Here is a 19,612-nt window from a genome sequence, read left to right as displayed (position 1 = left end):
AACGCCCTCCCGGCATGGCTGCATCACTACAATCACCACCGGCCCCACACCGCCATCGGGAACCGGTCACCGATCACTCGGTTGACCAACCTCCCTGGGCAGTACAACTAGACGATCGGCGCGCGGTGGTACTGCCGGGGCGCGTACGGCAGCTCGACGCGGAGCGCCGCCGCGGCCCGGAGGGCGAAGTTCGGGTCGCGCAGGAGTGCCCGACCGATCATGACGACGTCCGCCTGCCCGGTGACGAGGACCTGCTCGGCCTGGTGTGGCTCGTCGATCATCCCGACCGCTGCCGTGGGCACACCGGTCGCCGCTCGGATCGCCGCCGCGAACGGCACCTGGTAGCCGGGACCGACGGGGATGGTGGCCTGCGGGACGTTGCCACCCGTCGAGACGTCCACCATGTCGGCTCCGTGCTCGGCGACCCAGCGTGTCAGCTGCTCGGTGTCCTCGAGCGTCCATCCGCCGTCCACCCAGTCGGTGGCCGAGAACCGCACGACGATCGGCACGTCGGCGCCGACCTCGGCCCGGACGGCGTCGACCACCTCGACGAGCGCGCGTGCCCGGTTCTCGAGGGAGCCTCCGTAGGCGTCGGTCCGGGTGTTGCTGAGCGGCGAGAGGAACTGGTGGAGCAGGTACCCGTGTGCGGCGTGCACCTCGAGCAGGTCGAAGCCCGCGTCCACGGCACGGCGAGCGGCGGCGGCGAAGGCCCGGACGACCTCGTGGATGCCGTCGGTGTCGAGCGCGGCCGGCTCGGCGTACCCGTCGAACGCGATCGCACTCGGCGCGACGGTCGTCCATCCGCCCTCGTCGGCGGGGACGCTGCCGTGCTGTTCGGCCCAGGTGCGGTGGGTCGACGCCTTCCGGCCGGCGTGCGCGAGCTGGATGCCGGCGGCCGCACCCTGGCTGTGGATGAAGTCGACGATCGGACGGAAGGCGTCGCGCTGCTCGTCGTTCCAGATCCCGAGGTCGTGCGGGGTGATGCGTCCCTCCGGCACGACGGCCGTGGCCTCGGCCAGCACGGCCCCCGCGCCGCCACGCGCGAACGACCCGAGGTGCACCAGGTGCCACGGTGTCGGGACGCCGTCCTGTCGTTCCACCGAGTACTGGCACATCGGGGAGACCCAGATGCGGTTGCGGACCTCGAGTCCGCGGAGGGTGATGGGTTCGAACAGGGCGTGCGTCACGCGGTGGTCTCCTCGTGTCGGGGCGGTGCCCGCCGCGCCGGACGGTGCAGCGAGGGTGTGGAGGAGCGCCCGCGGGACGGGGACGGCGTCGTGCCGCCGTCGGCCCGGCGTCCTCCGTGGCCCCGAGCGGAACGGACTCCTCCAGTCAACCGTAACGTGGGGGACGTGAACGCATTCCGCCCCTTCCGCATCGAGGACGCCGCCGACTGGATCACCCCGCCCGAGCCGGACACCGACAAGTACGGTCGCGGCGTGCTCGGCATCGCGACGGGGTCGAGTGCGTACCCGGGCGCTGCCGTGATCGGTGTCGACGCAGCCGTCCACACGGGCGTCGGCATGGTGCGGTACGTCGGTCCGGAGCGGGCGACGGACTTCGTGCTCGCGCGACGCCCCGAGGTCGTGTCCGGTGTGGGACGCGTCCAGGCGTGGCTCGTCGGCTCCGGGACGAACGCCGACGCCCTCGACGCCGAGACCCGTGAGGGGCTCGCGCACGCGTCGGACGACGGCGTGCCGGTCGTCGTGGACGCCGGGGCGCTCGGCGCGGTCGACCTCGGACCGGCCGCCGTCCTGACGCCCCACGCGGGCGAGCTGGCGAAGCTCCTCGGCGTCGACCGGGCCGCGGTGCAGGCAGATCCGCGTGGATCCGCGCGTCGCGCCGCCGACCGGACCGGCTCGACCGTCCTGCTCAAGGGCCGGATCACGCACGTCGCCACACCCGACGGCGGGCCGTCGTTCACCGCGGACAGCGCCACCCCGTGGCTCGCGGCGGCCGGCGCGGGGGACGCGCTCGGCGGCGTGCTCGGCGCGCTCGTGGCGACGCGGGCCGCGCGGGGGCCCCTGACACCGGCGGACCTGGCGCATCTGGCCGCGACGGCGGCCGTGCTGCACGGCACCGCCGCCGTCCGTGCCTCGGACGGTGGCCCGTTCACGATGACGTCACTCGCGGAACACGTCTCGCGTGTCGTCGCGGACCTCGCGACCGGACGGACCGTCTGAGCGTGGCGGAGCGCTACAGCGGCAGGTCGATCTCCCACACGGGCGGGATGTAGGCACGGGACCACCCCTCGCGCATGCGCGTGATCGCGCGGTCGAACGCCTCGACCAGGTCCATGCCCGGGCGCACCATCGACTGCAGCTGCAGGCCCTCGTAGAGCGCGATGAGCTGCTCGGAGCCGTACGCCGGCACCATGGTGTCCGGCTCCCGTCCGGCCTCGATGTCGCGGGACAGCTGCCGCTGCACCATGAGCTGGAACGTCAGCCACCGGTCCTGGAGGTGCGGCGCGAGCGGGTGCCCGGGCGTCGCGGCGATGTTGAGCATCGCCGTGAGCAGACGCATGAGCGCCGGGTCCTCGACGTTCGCCTCGACGATGCCGCGGAGGAACCGCACGGCGCCGTAGCGCTCGGCGAGCGGGAGGATCGGTGCCATCCGCTGTGCGTTCCAGTGCTCGATGGTGGCGAGCACGAGGGTGTCCCAGGGCCCGATCGTCTCCTCGAGCTCCGCGACCGTCGTCCCCGCGCGCTCCGCGAGCAGCTCGGGCGACGCCTCGTGGAACGCGACATCGCGGAACATCGCGATCGCCGCCTCCAGGATCGCGGTGCGGCGGTCGTCGACGGTCGGAGCCCCGTCCAGCGCGGTGTCGGTCACTCGACCATCCGACCGCAGATCGGGTCTCTGGCGCGACCGCCAGTCCTGGGGACACGGCAGCGGGGTCGGAGGCTGCCCGCGCGGGGCTACCGCGCGTCGAGTTGCCGCTTGACCTGGCTCAGCTCGGGAGGGGTGAGGTTGGTGCCGTCCGCGCGCTTCGCCTCGTGCACGACCCGCCTCGTCGGTCCACCGCGGTCGTCCACCTCGTCCTCGCCGCGCCAGTCCACGGGGCCGAGGCCCGGGATGTCGATCGTTCCGCTGCTCGGGGTGCCCATGCCGAGGACCGTACGCGGGGGCACGTGCGCGGACGTGCGGCAGGGACGGTCAGGAGGCCGGGGTCGCGTGCACCTCGAACTCGACCGACCCGGTGTCCTCGACCTTGACGAACCCGAGACTCGGGGCGGTCACGCCGTAGTCGGCGAACCGGATCGGGATCGTGCCGGACACGTCCGCACCGTCGCCGTCGAGTCCCGACTGGATGGTCGCCGTCACCGTCCGCGTCACGCCGTGCAGGGTGAGTTCCCCGGTGACCCGGCTGGTCGTCGTCCTGCTCGACGAGGACGGCACCGCACCGGGGATCGACGCCGTCGTGGTGAACGTGGCGGTCGGGAAGGCATCGGCGTCCATCGCCGAGTCCCGGAAGTACGCGTCGCGCTGGCTGGAGTCCGTGTGGATGCTCGCCACGTCGACCCGGATCGTCGCGGCCGTGATCGCGCTGCCCGCCACCGTGGCGGTGCCGGACACCTGCCCCGTCCGACCCGTGACCGTGACCGGCTGCCCGTTGAGGACCTCGTGCACGCGGTACCCAGCGGTCGAGCCACTCGCCACGCGCCAGGTGCCGTCCATCTCCGCGGTGTGGAGCGTCGACGGTGCCCGGCTCGCGGCGACGCTCGGGGTCGCCTCGGCCTGGGCATCCACGTGGTTCCGGTACACCACGGGCCCGACGACCGCGGCGATGACCGCGAACACCACCACGACGACGCCGATGCCGATCCAGATCGTCCGCTTGCGCATGGCCGAACCGTGGCACGGCGCGCTGCGTCACCCCTGGGAGGCCCCTGGAGACACCGCCACGGACCGCAGGAACGCCGCCCGTCGCCGCGGGCACCCGCACCGGCCACCGCTACGCTCGTCCGGTGGTGACCGCCCCGCCTGACGCCGTCGCGTCGCACGCGCGTCGCGCCCTCGTCGCCCGCTCGGCGGACATCGCGCTCGTGGTCGCGTTCCTCGGCGTGCACGCACTGCTCTGGTACCTCGACCGCGTGCTCCCGAACCTGCCGCTCGGCGACGTCACGTACACCTACCGGAACTGGGTCACCGAGGGCGCCGCATCCGGCTCCTGGGTCGGCATCGACCGCGACTGGGTCTACCCGGTGGTCGCCCTCGTGCCGATGGTGCTCGCCGCGGCGGGGGGTGTCGCGACCATCGGCACCGGCTGGCTCGTGCTCATGACCGTGCTCGACCTCGGGGTGTTCGTGCTGCTCTGGCGGCACCGCGTCCTCGGGGTGCGCGTCGCGTGGTGGTGGACGGTGTTCCTCGTGGCGCTCGGACCGATCGCCCTCGGTCGGATCGACACCGTGGCGACGTGTCTCGCCCTCGCCGGCGTGGTCGTCCTCGCCGCGCGTCCGGCCGTCGCGTCGTCCCTGTTCACCCTCGCAGCCTGGATCAAGGTCTGGCCGGCCGTGCTCGTCGGGACGCTCGTGCTCCTGCGGCGCGGTCGTCGGCCGGTGCTCATGGCGGCCGGGGCGACGACCCTCGTCGTGGTGCTGGTCGACCTCGTGCTCGGCGGGGGCGCCCACCTGCTGTCGTTCGTCGGGCAGCAGACCGGGCGGGGCCTCCAGATCGAGGCGCCGCTGGCGACCGCGTTCCTGTGGCGCGCGCACGCCGGGGTGCCCGGCACCGTCGTGTACTACGACCAGACGATCCTGACGTTCCAGGTGCGTGGATCCGGGACGGCCGCCGCCGCCGCCCTCTCGACACCGTTCATGGCACTCGTCGTCGTGGCCGTGGTGCTCCTCGCCCTGTGGGCCGTGACCGGCGGCGCACGACGAGCCGAGGTCGCTCCGGTCCTCGCGACCGCGCTCGTCGGCGCGCTGCTCGTCACGAACAAGGTCGGGTCCCCGCAGTACATCGGGTGGTTCGCGGTGCCGGTGGTGTGGGGCCTCCTGGCGGGTCGGGCGAGCGCCCTGCGCTTCCTGGCGCCGGCGGGGCTCGCCCTCGTCACCGCGTTCACCACGCAGCTGGTGTACCCCGCCCCGTACGACCGGCTGCTGGCGCTCGACCCGGTGACCCTCGCGGTCCTGTCCGTGCGGAACGCGCTCGAGCTGGCGATCCTCGTGTGGGCGGTCGTCGCGCTCGTCCGCATGCGACGTCCCGTCACCGCCGGCGACCGGGAGGACGGTCGACGGGTCGGTGGCACGATGGACGCATGATCGTCGCGTTCTCCGTCGCCCCGTCCGGCGGTCCCGCCGCCGCCGAAGACGGCTCGGTGCACGACGCCGTCGCCGCCGCCGTCCGCGTCGTGCGGGCGTCCGGGCTCCCGAACCGCACCTCGTCGATGTTCACCGAGCTCGAGGGCGAGTGGGACGAGGTCATGGCCGTGGTCAAGGCCGCAACCGAGGCCGTCGCCCCCTTCGGCACGCGCGTGTCCCTCGTGCTCAAGGCCGACATCCGGCCGGGGCACTCGGGCGAGATCGACGGCAAGCTCGCCCGCCTCGAGCGCGCTCTGGGCCGCGACTGAGCACTGCTGGCGCCGCGGCTGAGCGCTGACCGGGCCGCGACTTCGGCCGGCTCCGGTGCTCGCCGCGAGCGGCGCATGCGCAGACCTGGGAGCGCTGCGTGCGATCGGCCGACACGCCGCGGTGGTTCCGGCGATGTCGGTGGTCGGGTGTGTCCTTGGATCATCGGGGCGGACGTGATCCCCACACCAGGGACCTGCCCGACCCGGTCGACAGGACGAAGCGCGACGGGCCACGACGTGGTCACGGACAGGAGGCTCGGATGATCTTCGAGGGATGGTGCCCCGACTGCGATCTGCAGACCGTGCTGGTGGACACCGGCGACGGGCCGGAGCACGGCGAGCAAGCGTGGGCGACCTGCACCGAGTGCGGTGTCGGCTGGACCTGGCGTGACGCGCTTCCCGAGCCGAGGTCGTCCGCCCGTGACCGCAGCGACGACAACGAGGTCGCGGCTCGCGCGGCCTGAGCGCATGCACGGCTCGAACCGAGGCGTGGGCCGGACGTCGAGCAGGTCGAACCGATTCGACCGGACACGCCGAGCTGTGCTTCCGAGGCCACTGATGCCGACCTAGCATGGACGGAGCCCGTTGCGAACGGGCATGCTCGCCGCCGAGCGCCCCGGCTCCGCCGGTCGTGACGGCCCCGTCGGCGCGGCGCGGGAGCAGCGGGGCCCTGACACCAGCTCCGCGGTGCGATCCCGTCCGACCCCCGCCGGAAGACACGCCATGACCACGCTCACGCCCGCGCGCAAGACCGCGGCGCTCCTCGCGCTCGCCCTCGGTGGGTTCGCCATCGGCACGACCGAGTTCGTCGCCATGGGCCTCCTGCCGAACCTCGCGTCCTCCCTGCTGCACCACCAGTACGTGGTCGACCCCGAGGCCGGTATCGCCCACGCGGGCTGGCTGGTCAGCGCCTACGCGCTGGGCGTCGTCGTCGGCGCTCCGACGATCGCGGCGGCGGCGGCGCGGTTCCCCCGTAAGCAGCTCCTGCTCGGCCTGCTCGTGGGCTTCACGCTCGCCACGGTCGCCAGTGCGGTGCTCCCGTCGTTCGGACTCGTCCTCGCGGCGCGGTTCGTGGCCGGCCTGCCGCACGGGGCGTACTTCGGCATCGCTTCGCTCGTCGCCGCGGAGATCATGGGCCCGGGCAGCCGCGGCAAGGGCGTGTCGATGGTGCTCGGCGGACTCACCATCGCGAACGTCGTCGGCGTCCCGCTCGTCACGTTCATCGGTCAGCACGCCGGATGGCGCGCCGCGTACCTCATCGTCGCGGCGCTGTTCGCGCTCACCTTCGTCGCGGTCGCCACGCTCGTACCGTTCCACCCGGCCGAGCCGGGCGCGTCGTTCCGGCGGGAGCTCCGCGCGTTCCGGGTCCCGCAGGTGTGGATCATGATGGCGTGCGGTGCCATCGGCTTCGGCGGCTTCTTCGCCGTGTACTCGTACATCTCACCGCTGGTGCAGCACGTCACGCACCTGCCCGTGTCGTTCGTTCCGTTCGTGCTCGTCACCGTCGGCGTCGGCATGACGGTCGGCAACATCGCGGGTGGTCACTTCGCCGACGTCGACCTGCGCCGGGCCACGTACGTCGGGTTCGCCGCGCTCATCGCCGCGCTCCTGCTCGTGACGCTCACCGCCGCGACCGTCGTCGGGCTGTTCGTCGGGATGTTCGCCCTCGGTGCCACCTCGTCCATGATCTCGCCGAGTGTCCAGTCGCGGCTCATGGACGTCGCGGGGGAGTCGAAGGGCATCGCCGCGGCGCTCAACCACTCGGCGTTCAACATCGGGAACAGCCTCGGCGCGCTCCTCGGGGGCAGCGCGATCGCCGCCGGCTGGGGCTACGCCGCCCCGGGCTGGATCGGCATCGTCCTGGCACTGCTCGGCCTCGGCATCATCACCATCAGCTTCTCGATGGAGCGGCGGACGAACCGTCGCACGGCCCTGGCGCGGGACCAGCACCCGCGCACCGGCCCGATCACGTCGCCGGTGCCGACCGTCTGACGTGCGAAACGGCCGAGACCCCTCGGGGTCTCGGCCGTCGCGGATCCTCAGAGCCCGTGCGGAGCGTCCGTCTGGATGATGATGCCGTCGGTGATCGCACGCTTCCGCAGGGCGACCTTCGTGCCGACGTCGAAGCCCGCGACCCGGTACTTCTCGCGGATGCGCTTGAGGTAGCTCTTCGCGGTCTCCTCCGAGATCCCCAGCTGGTAGGCGACGCTCTTGACCGGCTCGCCACCGCCGTACAGCGCCATGACGCGGCGCTCCTGGGCACTCAGCTTCGGCACGCCGCCGACGTCCCCGGCGTTGAGCGCCAGGTCGAGCTCGGCGGAGATGTACGGCTCGCCGCGGTGCGCGGAGCGGATCGCCTCGACGATCATCTCGGCGCCCTCGCTCTTGACGAGGTAGCCCATCGCGCCGGAGCCGAGGGCCTCGCGCACGACGTTCGGCTCCGAGTAGGTGCTCATGACGACGGTCGTGACACCCGCGGTCTTCAGCGTGGAGATCTTGAGGGAGATCGGGATCGAGTCCTTGAGGTCGAGGTCGAGGAGCACGACGTCGACGGGGAACGCCGGATTGGTCAGGAGTTCGGGCCACGTGGTGACCGCCGCGACGAGCGTGATGTCGTCGGCGGCTCCACGGATCCACTCCGTGAGCGCTCCGAGCAGCATGCGGTGGTCGTCGACGAGTGCGAGTCGGATGGGGTCCTCGGGAGCTGCCACGAGCGGCGTCCTTTCTTGGCGGTACCGGGATCCTAGGTGGATCGATCGGCGGTGGAGGAACAGGCGGTCAGTGTGTCGCGGCTGGTGCCCGGGATCCGGTGACGGCGGTCACATCGACGGGTGTCGGTTGACGACGCAGTGCACGACGACGTGCAGGACGCCGTCGCGGACGGTGTCCGTGTACGGCCCCACGCGTTGGAGCGCGCTCCACGCCGCTGGGCCGAGCCGACGTCGTGGGACGCCGCGTGACTCGATGACGACGGGCACGTCCATCGTCTCGTCCGACACGGGATGACCGGCGGCGCCCATCGGACCGAGGGTCACCGACACGGTCGCGCTGCCGGTCGTCGCGGCGCGTCCGTCGCCGACCATGAGCCAGATCGCCTGCAGGAGACCGTCGCGCTGCGCGGGGGTCAGGTGGCCGGCGAGCGAGCCCGGATCGGTCACGCTCACGGCGCGCCCGAGGTGGTCGGATTCGGTGATCGCGTGGTACAGCCAGGTCTCCCGGCGCCCCTCGATGAGGTGCAGCCGGAGCTCGGTGGCGAGCTGCGCGGCCACGGACGCACTGGCGGGGGAGAGCGGCAGGGGATCGGTGCCGTTCGCGACGCTGTCCAGGAGCTTCTCGGCGGCGAGGTCGAGGCGCGCGAGTTCCTCGGACGCGAGCATCCCGACGGCGAACTGCGGCGCCGTCACGGTGCTCTGGACGAGCACACGGTCGAGTTCGCGCTGCACGAGCTGTCGGAACCGATGCACGATGAAGAGCGCGACCGACGGCGGGACGAGGACGAGCGCGAGCATCGAGACCTGCCCGGGCAGGGTCGTCCGGTCGATCGGCGTCGAGACCAACGTCATGACGACGAACGCCACACCGAGCGCGACGATCGCCACGACGACCTCGCGGGCGGGACGCAGCGTGGTCATCGGCAGGAGCGCGAATCCGGCGGCGATCGACGCGGTCGCGGTGTGGGCGATGTCGTGCTCGGGCCAGACCGCGATGAAGTCGAGGGCGACGACGCAGGCGAGCACGAGGCAGATGAGCGTGAACGCGAGCCCGGTGAGGCGCTCGCCGTACGTCAGCACCGTCGCGGTCACCCCGATCGCGGCGACGATGTAGAGCAGCCACGCGGCCGCGGCGGCGTACGGGTCGCTGTAGTCGGGCCAGTGCACGAGGAACAGCACGATGCCCGACACGGCCTGCAGGGCGGTGAGCACGGCCGCACCGAGGCCGAGGTGACCGGTGCCGAGCGACGCCCCGGGCTGCGCCGCCTGCTGCAACGAGCGCGCCCCGGTCGAGGTCGACGGCAGACCACGCGCCTGGCGCCGGTCGTTGCCCTTCGCGCGCTCGCGGGCCTCGCGCCGTGTGCGTGGGGGTTCCTCCCGGCTGCCGATGGTCTCGCGGCCGATGGTGTCCTCGGGGAAGGTCATCGCGGGGCCTCCAGGACGACCGTAGTGCCCGAGCCGGGCGCCGAGAACAGGCGGGCGTCGCCGCCGACCTCGCGGAGGCGGTTCACGACGCTCTCCTTGAACCCGAGACGCTCCTCGTTGATGGAGTCGATCTCGAACCCGACGCCGGAGTCGGTCACCATGGCGCGGACCATGCTCGTGTCGTGGACGATCGTGACGTGCGCCTCGGCGACACCCGCGTGACGGCGCACGTTCTCCAGGCACTCGGCGAGCGCGAGCAGGAATGCGTCGAGCACGTGCGTGGGCAGGAGGACCTGGCCGGTGCCGTGCCAGCTCACCTCGAGTCCCATGCGGCCGAACCGCTGCTTGACGGACTCGAGGGTCTGCCCGAGGGGTGACTCCTCGGTCTGGGTCAGCGTGTAGCCGTTCGACTCCTGGGGCTGCGGGGTCGCGCCGAGGCGGAGGTGGCGGAGCAGTCGGGCGTCCTCCGCTGCCTGCTCGCGCATCGCCTGCTCCGAGACGCCGACCCCGGAGTGGGCGAGGAGCGTCAGGGTCGCGAGGACGGTGTCGTGCAGGAGGCGGGCCCCCTGGCGACGCTGGGCCTCGGTCTCGCTCGCCTGCCGCTCGGCGCGGTGTGCGTTGCCGATGCTGAAGATCCTGCGAGCGACCCGCGGGATGCTCAGCGACACCCAGTAGGCGATGACGCAGGTGAGCACCCAGCCGAGCAGCACACCGCCGACGGGGCTCGCGAACGGCGAGCGACACGTCCAGACGATGATGCCGACCGCGGCGACGCCGGACAGGAGCACGAGCACGAGCAGCGCCGGACGGCCGCGTTGCGACATGACGAGCGACGACAGGCCACCCGCGGCGAGGGGCACCAGGCCCGCGGCGACGACGTCGCGGTCGCCGGCGTCGCCGACCGACTGGGTGAGCGCGACGAGGGCACCGACCCCGCCCACGACCGCCAGGACGGTCCAGTACCAGGCGCCGTTCGCACCGACACCCCAGAGCGCGCCGACGAGCACCGCGACGCCGAGGAGCCCGACGACGAGCGGCGCGGTCGGGATGCTGCCCGCGCACAGGACCGCCACGACGCTGACGAGTGCGCAGACGATGCCGACAACGCGCGTCGTCGTCCGGAGCAACCGGTCACGTTCTTGCGCGATGAGGTCCATCGATGTCCTGCAGGGGGAAACGGATCCGCGAGGTGGTTCCTTCGCGTTCGACCATGCTCGCACAGACGGCACCCGTTCGAGGGGATCCGGCACGGTCCGGGTCCCCGGTCTGGTGCTGAATCGTTATCACCAGCGAACGATCGCGGCGGTCACGCGTCGTGCAGCAGCCGCCGGAGGTGTCGCCCCACGGCCTCGTGCTCGATGAGGAAGCCGTCGTGTCCGTAGGCGCTCGCGATGACCGTCGCGCGGTCGCCGTCGAGGGTGTCCGGGATGCCCGCGGCGATGCGGTCCTGGTCCTCGAGGGGGAACAAGCGGTCGCTCGTGATCCCGACGACGAGGGTGCGGGCACGGACCCGCCCGAGCGCCGGGACGACGCCGCCTCGGCCGGTCCCGACGTCGTGGGAGTCCATCGCGTGCAGGAGCGTCAGGTACGAGTCGGCGTCGAACCGGCGGGTGAACTTGTTCCCGTGGAAGTCGAGGTAGCTCTCGACCGAGAACCGTCCGTCGTTGCCGAGCGGCGACACATCGCTCTGCCAGCTCCGGGCGAACCGCCCGTTGAGCTCGTCGGGAGCGCGGTAGGTCAGGAGCGCCATCCGGCGGGCGAGCGCGAGGCCGCGGTGCGGGCCGTCGCCGGGTTCGGCGTCGAAGTAGTCGCCGCCGGCGTACCCGGGGTCCATCTGGATCGCGGCGCGCTGCAGGGAGTTCCCCGCGATCTGGTCCGCCGTGGTCTGCGCCGGTGCCGACAGCACCGCCAGCCGCTCGACCCGCTCCGGGTACGTCACGGCGAACTCGAGGGCGTGCATGCCGCCCATCGAACCGCCGACGACCGCCGCGAACCGGTCGATGCCCAGATGGTCCGCCAGGCGCGCCTGGACGCCCACCTGGTCGCGGACGGTGAGGAACGGGAACCGCGACCCCCACTCGACGCCGTCGGGGGCGAGTGCGGACGGCCCCGTCGTGCCCTGGCAGCCGCCGAGCATGTTCGGCGCGACGACGAACCACCGGTCGGTGTCGATCGCCCGACCGGGGCCGACGACGTCCTCCCACCAGCCGGCCGTCCGGTGTCCGGGCCCCGCCGGGCCGGTGACGTGCGAGTCGCCGGTGAGCGCGTGGAACACGAGCACGGCGTTCGAGCGCTCGGCGTCGAGTTCGCCCCAGGTCTCGTAGGCGACGCGGGTCGACGGGAGCACCCCGCCGCGGACGGTCACGGCGCCGAGGTCCAGGAACCGGCGGGAGCCCGCCGGGTCGCCGGGTCGCCAGGCGCCCGTCACCGGTGGCTTGCCGACGATCCCGAGGCCGCCACCGAGCAGGGCGGGACCGGGGACCAGGGTCGAGGGGACCGAGTCCTCCGGGGTCGTCTGCCAGTCCATCGTCCGCCCATTCTCCCGGGGTCGCGGACGGCGTGGGTGCTTTGTTACGCGAGGGGCGTGGCGGGCGGGCTCCGGGCCTCCCGGCCGGCCCCGGCCGGGATCCACGTCCGTCTGAGGGAGCGGGGCGATCGGACGTGTGCCGCCCCACGCTCGCTGAGCGCCGCCGACGGCCGTCCGGTAGACGTGGAGGGCCGCGCCGCTCGGGCGACGGCAGGACGCGAGGAGGACCGGATGGCTCGTGGGATCGCCGTGGTGACGGGAGGCTCGGCCGGACTCGGCCGGGCGACGGTGCGGGAACTCGCCGCACGGGGCTGGGACGTCGCCGTCCTCGCCCGCGGGCAGGAGGGCGTCGACGCGGCGGTCGCCGAGGTGCGGCGAGCCGGGAGGCGCGGCCTCGCGCTCGTCGCGGACGTCGCGGATCGCGAGGCCGTCGAGGCCGCCGCCGACCGCGTCGAGGCCGAGCTCGGGCCGATCGACCTGTGGGTCAACGGGGTCATGGTCGGCGTGTTCGGCTCGTTCATGGACACCGACCCGGACGACTTCGCGCGGGCGAACCAGGTGACGTACTTCGGGTTCGTCAACGGGACCCGTGCCGCGCTGCGTCACATGCGGCCGCGGGACCGTGGACAGGTGATCCAGGTCGGCTCCGCGCTCGGGTTCCGCGGGATCCCACTGCAAGCGGCGTACTGCGGCGCCAAGCACGCGATCGTCGGGTTCACCGAGTCGGTCGTCAGTGAGCTGCGCAACGAGGGCAGCAACGTCACGGTCTCGCGGGTCGACATGCCCGCGCTCAACACGATCCAGTTCAACTGGGTGAAGTCGAAGCTGCCACACCACCCGCAGCCCGTGGCACCGATCTACCAGCCCGAGGTCGGGGCCCGCGCCATCGCGACGGTCGCCGAGCGGCCACGCCCGCGGACGTGGGTCGGAGAGTCGACCGTCTACACGATCATCGGGAACCGGATCAGCGGCCGGTTCGCGGACTGGTACGCCGCCCGCACGCTCGTCGACGGCCAGCAGGCGCCGCAGAAGGACGAGCCGATGCTGCCCGACAACCTCTACGAGCCGGTGCCGGGCGACCACGGTGCGCACGGGATCTTCGACGACACCGCCCACGCGTGGTCGCCGCAGACCTGGTTCGTCGAGCACCGCCGCCTCGGGTCCGCGATCCTCGCGGGCGCGATCGGCGTGGCCGGCGTCGTCGCCACCGCCACCCGTTCCGGGGGTCGCGGCCGATGAGTCTCGGTGCAGCACCGGGGCGCCGCACCGGTCGGGAGGCCCGGCACCCGTCCGCAGGGCCCGGTTCCGCCGCCGCGGTGGAGGTGATGCGGGGCGGCCTGGGCGTCCTGCACCTCCTCGCGGCGCGAGGCGGTGCACCCGACCGGGCAACGGGTGCGCGTCGGGGCGGGGTCGCCGCGTTCCACCGGGTGCTCGGGCTGCGGCAACTCGTCGAGGCCGTGGTGCTGCGCCGGGTCGACACCCCCGACGCGCACACGGTCGCCGCCGTGGTCGATGCGACCCACGCGGTCTCGATGCTGCCGCTGCTGCTCGTCGGCGGTCGGTGGCGACGCCTCGGCGCGTCCCAGCTCGTGATCGCGGTGGGGCTCGGCGTCGCCGAGGCGCTCCTCGTCGGCCGGGGCCGCCGCCGCTAGCCCTCGTCGGCCGGGGCCGCCGCCGCTCGCCCTCCTCGGCCGAGATCGCAGAACACGCCGTTGTCACAGTGGTCGAAGCGGCGTGTTGCGCGATCTCGGCGGGAGGGCGTCGAGCCGGGCCCGGTCGGTCGTCAGGCGGTGAGGCCCGCCTCGGCGACCCGACGCGCGGCGGCGAGCCCGGCCTCCAGGTCGGCGATGAGGTCCGCGACGTTCTCGATGCCCACCGACAGACGGACGAGACCCGGCGTCACGCCCGTGGTGAGCTGCTGCTCGGGCGTGAGCTGCGAGTGCGTCGTCGACGCCGGGTGGATCACGAGGGACCGCACGTCGCCGATGTTCGCCAGGTGACTGAACAGCGACAGGTTGTCGACCAACGCCCGGCCGGCGTCGACGCCGCCCTTGAGCTCGAACGACAGCACCGCGCCGACGCCCTTCGGGGCGTACTTCGTGGCCGCGGCGTACCAGGGGCTCGTCGGCAGTCCGGCGTACGCGACCGTCGCCACGTCCGGGTGACGGTCGAGCCACTCCGCGATCTCCTGCGCGTTCTGCACGTGCCGCTCGATCCGCAGGCTCAGCGTCTCGATGCCCTGGAGCAGCGCGAACGCGGTGTCCGGCGAGTTCGAAGCACCGAGGTCGCGGAGGAGCTGCACCCGCGCCTTGACGACGTACGCGAGGCCGTCGCCGACCGCCTGCGTGAACACGGCGCCGTGGTACGACGGGTCGGGCTGGTTCAGCTCCGGGAACCGCTCGGCGTGCTGTGACCACGGGAACCGGCCGCCGTCCACGAGCACGCCGCCGATCACGGTGCCGTGCCCGCCGAGGAACTTCGTCGCCGAGTGCACCACGATGTCGGCGCCGTGTTCGAACGGACGGATGAGGTACGGCGTCGCGATGGTGTTGTCGACGACGAGGGGCACACCGGCGTCGTGGGCGACGCCGGACACCGTCGCGATGTCGAGGACGTTGATCTTCGGGTTGCCGATCGTCTCGGCGAAGAAGAGCTTCGTGTTCGGCCGCACGGCCCGGCGCCACTCGTCCGGGTCGTCCTGGTCCTCGACGAACGTCGTCTCGATGCCGAGCTTGGCGAGCGTGTACTTGAACAGGTTGTACGTGCCGCCGTAGATCGACGACGAGGACACGATGTGGTCGCCGGCGCCCGCGATGTTGAGCACGGCGTACGTCTCGGCCGCCTGCCCGGAGGACACGAGCAGGGCGCCCGTACCACCCTCGAGCGCCGCGATGCGCTGCTCGACGACGTCGTTCGTCGGGTTCATGATCCGCGAGTAGATGTTGCCCGGCGCGGCCAGGGCGAACAGGTCGCGGGCGTGGTCCGAGCTCTCGAAGACGTACGACGTCGTCTTGTAGATCGGCGTCGCGCGCGCCCCCGTCGTCGGGTCCGGTCGGGCACCCGCGTGCACCTGCGTCGTCTCGAAACGCCAGGTCGTCGGGTCGGTGGTCTCGGTCATGGTGTCCGTCCTCGCAGTCCGCACGCGCCGTGGTGACGTCGGGAGGGACGGCGCACCCTCGCGGTCCGGCCAGGCTAGGACCGCCCTCCACCCACGGCAACGTCGGGCGTCAGCGCGCGTAACACGGCGGCGTCGGGACTCGTCGGCGACCCGCTCCGGGAGGCGCGGGTCGGGTCGGGAGGTGCGGGTCGGGTCAGGAGGCGCGCGTCGCCTCCGACGTCGGCTCCTGGTCCGGGTCCCGCCGGAACAGCAGCGGCACCCGCGGCTCGAGCAGCCACCGGGTCGCGGCCCGGACCGGTGGCGTCGCGAGCAGCACGGCCACCGTGATCGCGAGCGCCACCATGAGCAGCAGGTACGGCCAGGCCGAGTGCGGACCCGACAGCACCCCGGACTCCCGGATCGGGTAGAGCACGAAGGTGTGCAGCAGGTACACGTACATCGTCGCCTGCCCGAAGGCCGACAACCACACCCGCCGCCGCGGGACGAGCAGCAGGAACGACGCCGTGAGGGCGCTCGCCAGCACCATGAGCCCCAGTCGCAGGAACCCGGCCCACCAGGCGTCCTGCCCGAGCCCCGAGTACGAGTCGTCGTAGAAGAACCAATGGTGCAGCTCGAACGAGCGGAACGGCCGGACGAACACGACGCACGCCGTGCCCCACGCCGCGAGCACCACGACCGCGGCCGACCGCACCCACACGACCACCCGCCGCGGCGCGCCGGCCCACCGGTCCATCACCCCCCAGCCCTTGAGCTGCCAGCCGAGGACGAAGAACGGCATGAGTCCGATCGCACGGGACAGCGACAGGGTGGAGTCGACGTTGTCGAGGTACCCGACGCCGATGCTCGCGGCGACCGTCCACAGCAGCGGCCACCGGAGCTGCGCCAGGTAGGGGAGCACGAGTCGGAAGATCCCGAGCGCGAGCAGGAACCAGAGCGTCCACGTCGGCTGCGTCGGGTTGAACTGCTTCCGGCCCTCGACGATCGACTCCACCACCGTCCAGATCGTCTGCATGACGATGTACGGCACGACGATCTCGGCGATCGTGCGTCGCATCCGCACGGGAGTCGGGGTCGCGGACGACGAGAAGTACCCGCTGATCACACCGAACGCCGGGATGTGGAACGCGTAGATGAACGTGTAGAGCGCCATCGCGTGGTCGCTCGCGGTCGTCTGCCGCTGGATCGCGTGCCCGATGACGACCAGCGTCACCGCGAGGAACCGCGCGGTGTCCCACAACGGCACCCGCACCCGCGCTGGTGCAGGCCCGTCGGGAGTGACCGGGGGAGCCGAGGGCGCGGTCGAGAGGACGTCCGTGCTCATGCCCCGCCACGCTACCCGAACGCGCACCATGATGACCGCCCCCTCGGGGTCGCCCCAGTAGCGTTGGACGACAGGAGTCGGCACCGGAGTCGGCACAGGAGGACACAGCACATGGCAGCACGACGCGCGGTCGTCACGGGAGCGAGTTCGGGCATCGGAGCGGCGACGGTCCGCCTGTTCCGCGCGCACGGATGGGAGGTCGTGGCGGTCGCCCGGCGCGAGGACCGGCTGACGGCGCTCGCCGAGGAGACCGACTGCGAGGCGTTCGTCGCCGACGTCACCGACGCATCGGCCGTCGCGGCGCTCGCCGCACGGGTCGGGGAGCTGGGCGGCGTGGACGCCCTCGTCAACAACGCGGGTGGCGCGTTCGGGCTCGAGCCGGTGGAGACCTCGAGCGTCGACGACTGGCGTGCCATGTTCGAGGTCAACGTCATCGGCACGAAGCAGGTGACGAGCGCGCTGCTGCCCCACCTCCGGACCCGGGCCGACGTCACGGGCGGCGCGGACGTCGTGACGGTCACGTCGACCGCGGCGACGGTGCCGTACGAGGGCGGCGCGGGCTACAACGCCGCGAAGGCCGCGGAGCACGCGCTCGTCGCGGTCCTCCGCCTCGAGCTGAGCGGCGAGCCGATCCGGGTCGTCGAGATCGCCCCGGGGATGGTCCGCACCGAGGAGTTCTCGCTCGTGCGGTTCGGCGGCGACCAGGACCGCGCGGACGCCGTCTACCAGGGCGTCGCCGACCCGCTCGTCGCCGAGGACGTCGCCGCCGCCATCGTGCACGCGGTCGAGCTCCCCGCGCACGTCAACCTCGACCTCGTGACGATCAAGCCCGTCGCCCAGTCCGCGCAGCACAAGGTCGCCCGGGGCGAACTCCGCACCCGGTAGCGCCCGCGGACCGTGAGGGCGATAGCGTGGCGGGATGACCTGCCCCGCCGACGCCGTCCCCGCGGCAGCGCCCGCCGATCCGGCGCCCGCCACCGTCACGTCCGCGGGTGCCGACGCACCCCCGTCCCACGCCGAGGTGCTCGGGTGGCTCGAGTTCGGGGACGCCGCGCGGCACCTCGCCAAGGACGTCCTCGACGCGGGGTTCGTGCCGGACGTCGTCGTCGCGGTCGCCCGCGGCGGGCTCCTCATCGGCGGTGCCGTCGCCTACGCCCTCGGCACGAAGATGTGCGGGTCGATCAACGTCGAGTTCTACACCGACGTCGAGCAACGGCTCGCCGCGCCGATCGTCCTGCCCCCGGCACTCGACGCGCCAAGCCTGGCCGGCAAGCGCGTGCTCGTCGTCGACGACGTGTCGGACAGCGGCCGCACCCTCGCGCTCGTCGTCGACATCGTCCGGCAGGCGGGGGCGGACGTCCGGAGCGCCTGCCTCTACTCCAAGCCCGGAACCGTCCTCGAGCCCGACCACGTGTGGCGGCGCGTCTCCGGGTGGATCACGTTCCCGTGGAGCGCCCTCGCACCCGTGACGGCCGAATCGTGAGCGTCCACCTGGTCGGTGGCGGCACCGACGCCACCCAGGCCTCCGACGTGTACGGACGGTTCCTCGCCGAGGCGACACAGCGCGGCGCGATCGTCGGCCGGTCCGCGCCGCGAGTCGCCGTCCTCGCGGTCGGCGCACCCGACGCGGCCGACACCCTGGTCGCGCTGCTCGGCGAGGCGGGCGGTGGCGACCTCCTCCCCGACGTCGTCGCGGCCGGCGCCACGTTCGACACCCGCGTGCTCAGCGACGTCGACGGCCTCGTGATCGCGGGTGGTCGCACGCCGGACTACGTGACGGCGACGGTGCCGCTCGTCGACCAGATCCGGTTGCTCGTGGCCGACTCGCTGCCGTACCTCGGGTACTCGGCGGGCGCGATGATCGCGGCGGACCGAGCGCTCGTCGGCGGGTTCCGCATCGGCGGGGTGGACGTCTCACCGGAGTGGACCGGCGAGGGCCTCGACGAGGTCACGCTGCAGGAGGGCCTCGGTCTCGTCGACCTCGCGATCGACGTCCACGCGGCGCAGGCGGGCACGCTCTCGCGGCTCGTCGCCGCCGCCGAGGCCGGCGTCGTCGCGGGTGGTGTCGCCATCGACGAGGACACCGTCCTCATCGTCGGCGAGGGCGCGCTCGAGGTCCGTGGCTCGGGCAGCGTCTGGCGGGTCATCGCATCGGAGGACGGCGAGGGCGACCAGTTCGTCTCGGTGGCGACGATCGGCGCATGACCGACGGCGTCGCGGTGCACCCCCTCGCCGAGCTCGTCGACCCCGGCTGGGCGCGGGCGCTCGCACCCGTGGAGGACGACGTCCACGCGATCGGGGCGTGGCTCCGGGAGGAGGTCCGCGCCGGACGTCCGTACCTGCCGGCGGGGCCGTCCGTCCTGCGGGCCTTCGCCGACCCGTTCGACGACGTCCGCGTGCTCGTGCTCGGTCAGGACCCGTACCCGACGCCGGGGCACCCCATCGGTCTGTCGTTCGCCGTCGACCCGCACGTCCGGCCGGTCCCGCGGAGCCTCGCGAACGTGTACCGGGAGCTCCGGGACGACCTCGGCGTCGAGCCGCCGGTGCACGGCGACCTCCGGGCCTGGTCGTCGCGCGGCGTCCTGCTCCTCAACCGCGTGCTCACGGTCGGGGTCGGCGCGCCGGCGTCGCACCGCGGGCGGGGCTGGGAGCGCGTGACCGAGCAGGCCGTGCGGGCGCTCGCCGCCCGCGAGGCGCCCCTGGTCGCGGTGCTGTGGGGTGCGCAGGCGGCGGCGGTGCAGCCGTTCCTCGGGGGCACACCGGTGGTGGCGTCGGCCCACCCGAGTCCGCTGTCGGCCGCACGCGGCTTCTTCGGCTCGCGCCCGTTCTCGCGCGTGAACGCGCTGCTCGAGGCACAGGGCGCGGAGCCGATGGACTGGACCCTCCCCGACACGGTGTGAGCGCCGGACGCCCCGCCTCGCCGGTCCGTAGGCTGGCG

The 19,612-nt window shown here is 73.0% G+C and carries 22 protein-coding genes; 12 read left to right on the top strand and 10 right to left on the bottom strand.

The genetic code is table 11. From position 1 onward, the window contains the following. A partial coding sequence (locus DEI82_RS05005; RefSeq protein ID WP_146242829.1) for an integrase core domain-containing protein occupies positions 1 to 111 on the top strand: 111 nt, incomplete at its 5' end. Here DEI82_RS05005 and DEI82_RS05000 read toward each other — a convergent pair. Continuing rightward, a complete protein-coding gene (locus tag DEI82_RS05000) occupies positions 108 to 1,187 on the bottom strand; it encodes an NADH:flavin oxidoreductase/NADH oxidase (protein WP_111035947.1) in 1,080 nt (359 codons plus the stop codon). The two genes, DEI82_RS05005 and DEI82_RS05000, sit on opposite strands and share 4 nt — an antisense overlap. Before the next feature lie 165 nt (positions 1,188 to 1,352). On the opposite strand from DEI82_RS05000, the gene DEI82_RS04995 reads away from it, so the two are divergent. Beyond that, positions 1,353 to 2,183: an ADP/ATP-dependent (S)-NAD(P)H-hydrate dehydratase gene (locus DEI82_RS04995; RefSeq protein ID WP_111035969.1), complete on the top strand. Its 831-nt coding sequence runs from the start codon at positions 1,353 to 1,355 to the stop codon at positions 2,181 to 2,183. Between the two features lie 13 nt (positions 2,184 to 2,196). Here the strand turns inward: DEI82_RS04995 and DEI82_RS04990 are convergent, their stop codons facing one another. From DEI82_RS04990 to DEI82_RS04980, 3 genes are all read right to left on the bottom strand, one after another. Beyond that, on the bottom strand, positions 2,197 to 2,832 hold the full coding sequence (locus tag DEI82_RS04990; protein WP_111035946.1) for a TetR/AcrR family transcriptional regulator: 636 nt from the start codon (positions 2,830 to 2,832) through the stop codon (positions 2,197 to 2,199). Positions 2,833 to 2,918: 86 nt separating this feature from the next. Then, positions 2,919 to 3,107, bottom strand: a complete 189-nt coding sequence (locus DEI82_RS04985; RefSeq protein ID WP_111009243.1) for a hypothetical protein — start codon at positions 3,105 to 3,107, stop codon at positions 2,919 to 2,921. A 49-nt stretch (positions 3,108 to 3,156) separates the two neighbouring features. Continuing rightward, positions 3,157 to 3,846, bottom strand: a complete 690-nt coding sequence (locus tag DEI82_RS04980; protein ID WP_111013747.1) for a YceI family protein — start codon at positions 3,844 to 3,846, stop codon at positions 3,157 to 3,159. Between the two features lie 125 nt (positions 3,847 to 3,971). Here DEI82_RS04980 and DEI82_RS04975 point away from each other — a divergent pair, with 125 nt between their 5' ends. The 4 genes from DEI82_RS04975 (at position 3,972) to DEI82_RS04960 (ending at position 7,564) form a co-directional block, all read left to right on the top strand. Next, positions 3,972 to 5,264, top strand: a complete 1,293-nt coding sequence (locus tag DEI82_RS04975) for a glycosyltransferase 87 family protein (RefSeq protein WP_146242828.1) — start codon at positions 3,972 to 3,974, stop codon at positions 5,262 to 5,264. Further along, the gene (locus tag DEI82_RS04970) at positions 5,261 to 5,572 is read left to right on the top strand and encodes a thiamine-binding protein (RefSeq protein WP_111035944.1); all 312 of its coding nucleotides are present in this window, start codon (positions 5,261 to 5,263) and stop codon (positions 5,570 to 5,572) included. Before DEI82_RS04975 ends, DEI82_RS04970 begins: the two co-directional genes overlap by 4 nt. 260 nt (positions 5,573 to 5,832) lie before the next feature. After that, positions 5,833 to 6,036, top strand: coding sequence for a hypothetical protein (locus DEI82_RS04965; RefSeq protein ID WP_111013750.1), 204 nt, complete (start codon positions 5,833 to 5,835; stop codon positions 6,034 to 6,036). Between the two features lie 259 nt (positions 6,037 to 6,295). After that, a complete protein-coding gene (locus tag DEI82_RS04960; protein WP_111009238.1) occupies positions 6,296 to 7,564 on the top strand; it encodes an MFS transporter in 1,269 nt (422 codons plus the stop codon). A gap of 47 nt (positions 7,565 to 7,611) precedes the next feature. On the opposite strand, the gene DEI82_RS04955 is transcribed toward DEI82_RS04960, so the two are convergent. The 4 genes from DEI82_RS04955 to DEI82_RS04940 form a co-directional block, all read right to left on the bottom strand. Next, positions 7,612 to 8,283, bottom strand: coding sequence for a response regulator transcription factor (locus tag DEI82_RS04955; protein ID WP_111009237.1), 672 nt, complete (start codon positions 8,281 to 8,283; stop codon positions 7,612 to 7,614). A gap of 108 nt (positions 8,284 to 8,391) precedes the next feature. Further along, positions 8,392 to 9,708, bottom strand: a complete 1,317-nt coding sequence (locus tag DEI82_RS04950) for a hypothetical protein (RefSeq protein WP_111009236.1) — start codon at positions 9,706 to 9,708, stop codon at positions 8,392 to 8,394. Then, positions 9,705 to 10,865, bottom strand: a complete 1,161-nt coding sequence (locus DEI82_RS04945; protein ID WP_111035943.1) for a sensor histidine kinase — start codon at positions 10,863 to 10,865, stop codon at positions 9,705 to 9,707. The genes DEI82_RS04950 and DEI82_RS04945 overlap by 4 nt, the downstream gene beginning before the upstream one ends. A gap of 149 nt (positions 10,866 to 11,014) precedes the next feature. Continuing rightward, positions 11,015 to 12,235 carry a homoserine O-acetyltransferase gene (locus tag DEI82_RS04940; RefSeq protein WP_111035942.1) on the bottom strand — a complete coding sequence of 407 codons (1,221 nt, stop codon included), beginning with the start codon at positions 12,233 to 12,235 and terminating at the stop codon, positions 11,015 to 11,017. 231 nt (positions 12,236 to 12,466) lie between these two features. Between DEI82_RS04940 and DEI82_RS04935 the strand changes: the two genes are divergently transcribed. Beyond that, complete coding sequence (locus DEI82_RS04935) at positions 12,467 to 13,474, top strand: SDR family oxidoreductase (protein ID WP_111035941.1); 1,008 nt, start codon at positions 12,467 to 12,469, stop codon at positions 13,472 to 13,474. Continuing rightward, positions 13,471 to 13,887, top strand: a complete 417-nt coding sequence (locus DEI82_RS04930) for a hypothetical protein (protein ID WP_146242827.1) — start codon at positions 13,471 to 13,473, stop codon at positions 13,885 to 13,887. The genes DEI82_RS04935 and DEI82_RS04930 overlap by 4 nt, the downstream gene beginning before the upstream one ends. Before the next feature lie 131 nt (positions 13,888 to 14,018). Here the strand turns inward: DEI82_RS04930 and DEI82_RS04925 are convergent, their stop codons facing one another. Both DEI82_RS04925 and DEI82_RS04920 read right to left on the bottom strand, forming a co-directional pair. Next, positions 14,019 to 15,353 carry a bifunctional o-acetylhomoserine/o-acetylserine sulfhydrylase gene (locus DEI82_RS04925; RefSeq protein ID WP_111013753.1) on the bottom strand — a complete coding sequence of 445 codons (1,335 nt, stop codon included), beginning with the start codon at positions 15,351 to 15,353 and terminating at the stop codon, positions 14,019 to 14,021. Between the two features lie 193 nt (positions 15,354 to 15,546). After that, positions 15,547 to 16,674 carry an acyltransferase family protein gene (locus DEI82_RS04920; protein ID WP_111035940.1) on the bottom strand — a complete coding sequence of 376 codons (1,128 nt, stop codon included), beginning with the start codon at positions 16,672 to 16,674 and terminating at the stop codon, positions 15,547 to 15,549. 111 nt (positions 16,675 to 16,785) lie between these two features. Between DEI82_RS04920 and DEI82_RS04915 the strand changes: the two genes are divergently transcribed. From DEI82_RS04915 to DEI82_RS04900, 4 genes are read left to right on the top strand one after another with little or no spacing between them, the layout of a single operon-like run. Continuing rightward, entirely contained in the window at positions 16,786 to 17,559 is a 774-nt protein-coding gene (locus DEI82_RS04915; protein ID WP_111009229.1) for an SDR family oxidoreductase, read from the top strand. A gap of 34 nt (positions 17,560 to 17,593) precedes the next feature. Continuing rightward, complete coding sequence (locus tag DEI82_RS04910; RefSeq protein WP_111009228.1) at positions 17,594 to 18,157, top strand: phosphoribosyltransferase; 564 nt, start codon at positions 17,594 to 17,596, stop codon at positions 18,155 to 18,157. Next, the gene (locus tag DEI82_RS04905) at positions 18,154 to 18,879 is read left to right on the top strand and encodes a Type 1 glutamine amidotransferase-like domain-containing protein (protein ID WP_111035939.1); all 726 of its coding nucleotides are present in this window, start codon (positions 18,154 to 18,156) and stop codon (positions 18,877 to 18,879) included. The genes DEI82_RS04910 and DEI82_RS04905 overlap by 4 nt, the downstream gene beginning before the upstream one ends. Further along, complete coding sequence (locus DEI82_RS04900) at positions 18,876 to 19,574, top strand: uracil-DNA glycosylase (RefSeq protein WP_111035938.1); 699 nt, start codon at positions 18,876 to 18,878, stop codon at positions 19,572 to 19,574. Before DEI82_RS04905 ends, DEI82_RS04900 begins: the two co-directional genes overlap by 4 nt. Positions 19,575 to 19,612 lie beyond the last annotated feature (38 nt).

The sequence above is a fragment of the Curtobacterium sp. MCBD17_019 genome (genome assembly GCF_003234555.1).
Taxonomy (GTDB): Bacteria; Actinomycetota; Actinomycetes; order Actinomycetales; family Microbacteriaceae; genus Curtobacterium.
This window is presented reverse-complemented; position numbering and strand designations above follow the sequence as displayed.

What these genes read in the sequence shown, in the direction of transcription:
- DEI82_RS04980 (WP_111013747.1), bottom strand. Translation starts at nt 3,846, where the DNA reads ATGCGCAAGCGGACGATCTGGATCGGCATCGGCGTCGTCGTGGTGGTG.
- DEI82_RS04915 (WP_111009229.1), top strand. Translation starts at nt 16,786, where the DNA reads ATGGCAGCACGACGCGCGGTCGTCACGGGAGCGAGTTCGGGCATCGGA.
- DEI82_RS04945 (WP_111035943.1), bottom strand. Translation starts at nt 10,865, where the DNA reads ATGGACCTCATCGCGCAAGAACGTGACCGGTTGCTCCGGACGACGACG.
- DEI82_RS04935 (WP_111035941.1), top strand. Translation starts at nt 12,467, where the DNA reads ATGGCTCGTGGGATCGCCGTGGTGACGGGAGGCTCGGCCGGACTCGGC.
- DEI82_RS04985 (WP_111009243.1), bottom strand. Translation starts at nt 3,107, where the DNA reads ATGGGCACCCCGAGCAGCGGAACGATCGACATCCCGGGCCTCGGCCCC.
- DEI82_RS04920 (WP_111035940.1), bottom strand. Translation starts at nt 16,674, where the DNA reads ATGAGCACGGACGTCCTCTCGACCGCGCCCTCGGCTCCCCCGGTCACT.
- DEI82_RS04900 (WP_111035938.1), top strand. Translation starts at nt 18,876, where the DNA reads ATGACCGACGGCGTCGCGGTGCACCCCCTCGCCGAGCTCGTCGACCCC.
- DEI82_RS04960 (WP_111009238.1), top strand. Translation starts at nt 6,296, where the DNA reads ATGACCACGCTCACGCCCGCGCGCAAGACCGCGGCGCTCCTCGCGCTC.
- DEI82_RS04965 (WP_111013750.1), top strand. Translation starts at nt 5,833, where the DNA reads ATGATCTTCGAGGGATGGTGCCCCGACTGCGATCTGCAGACCGTGCTG.
- DEI82_RS04910 (WP_111009228.1), top strand. Translation starts at nt 17,594, where the DNA reads ATGACCTGCCCCGCCGACGCCGTCCCCGCGGCAGCGCCCGCCGATCCG.
- DEI82_RS04950 (WP_111009236.1), bottom strand. Translation starts at nt 9,708, where the DNA reads ATGACCTTCCCCGAGGACACCATCGGCCGCGAGACCATCGGCAGCCGG.
- DEI82_RS04925 (WP_111013753.1), bottom strand. Translation starts at nt 15,353, where the DNA reads ATGACCGAGACCACCGACCCGACGACCTGGCGTTTCGAGACGACGCAG.
- DEI82_RS04940 (WP_111035942.1), bottom strand. Translation starts at nt 12,235, where the DNA reads ATGGACTGGCAGACGACCCCGGAGGACTCGGTCCCCTCGACCCTGGTC.
- DEI82_RS04970 (WP_111035944.1), top strand. Translation starts at nt 5,261, where the DNA reads ATGATCGTCGCGTTCTCCGTCGCCCCGTCCGGCGGTCCCGCCGCCGCC.
- DEI82_RS04930 (WP_146242827.1), top strand. Translation starts at nt 13,471, where the DNA reads ATGAGTCTCGGTGCAGCACCGGGGCGCCGCACCGGTCGGGAGGCCCGG.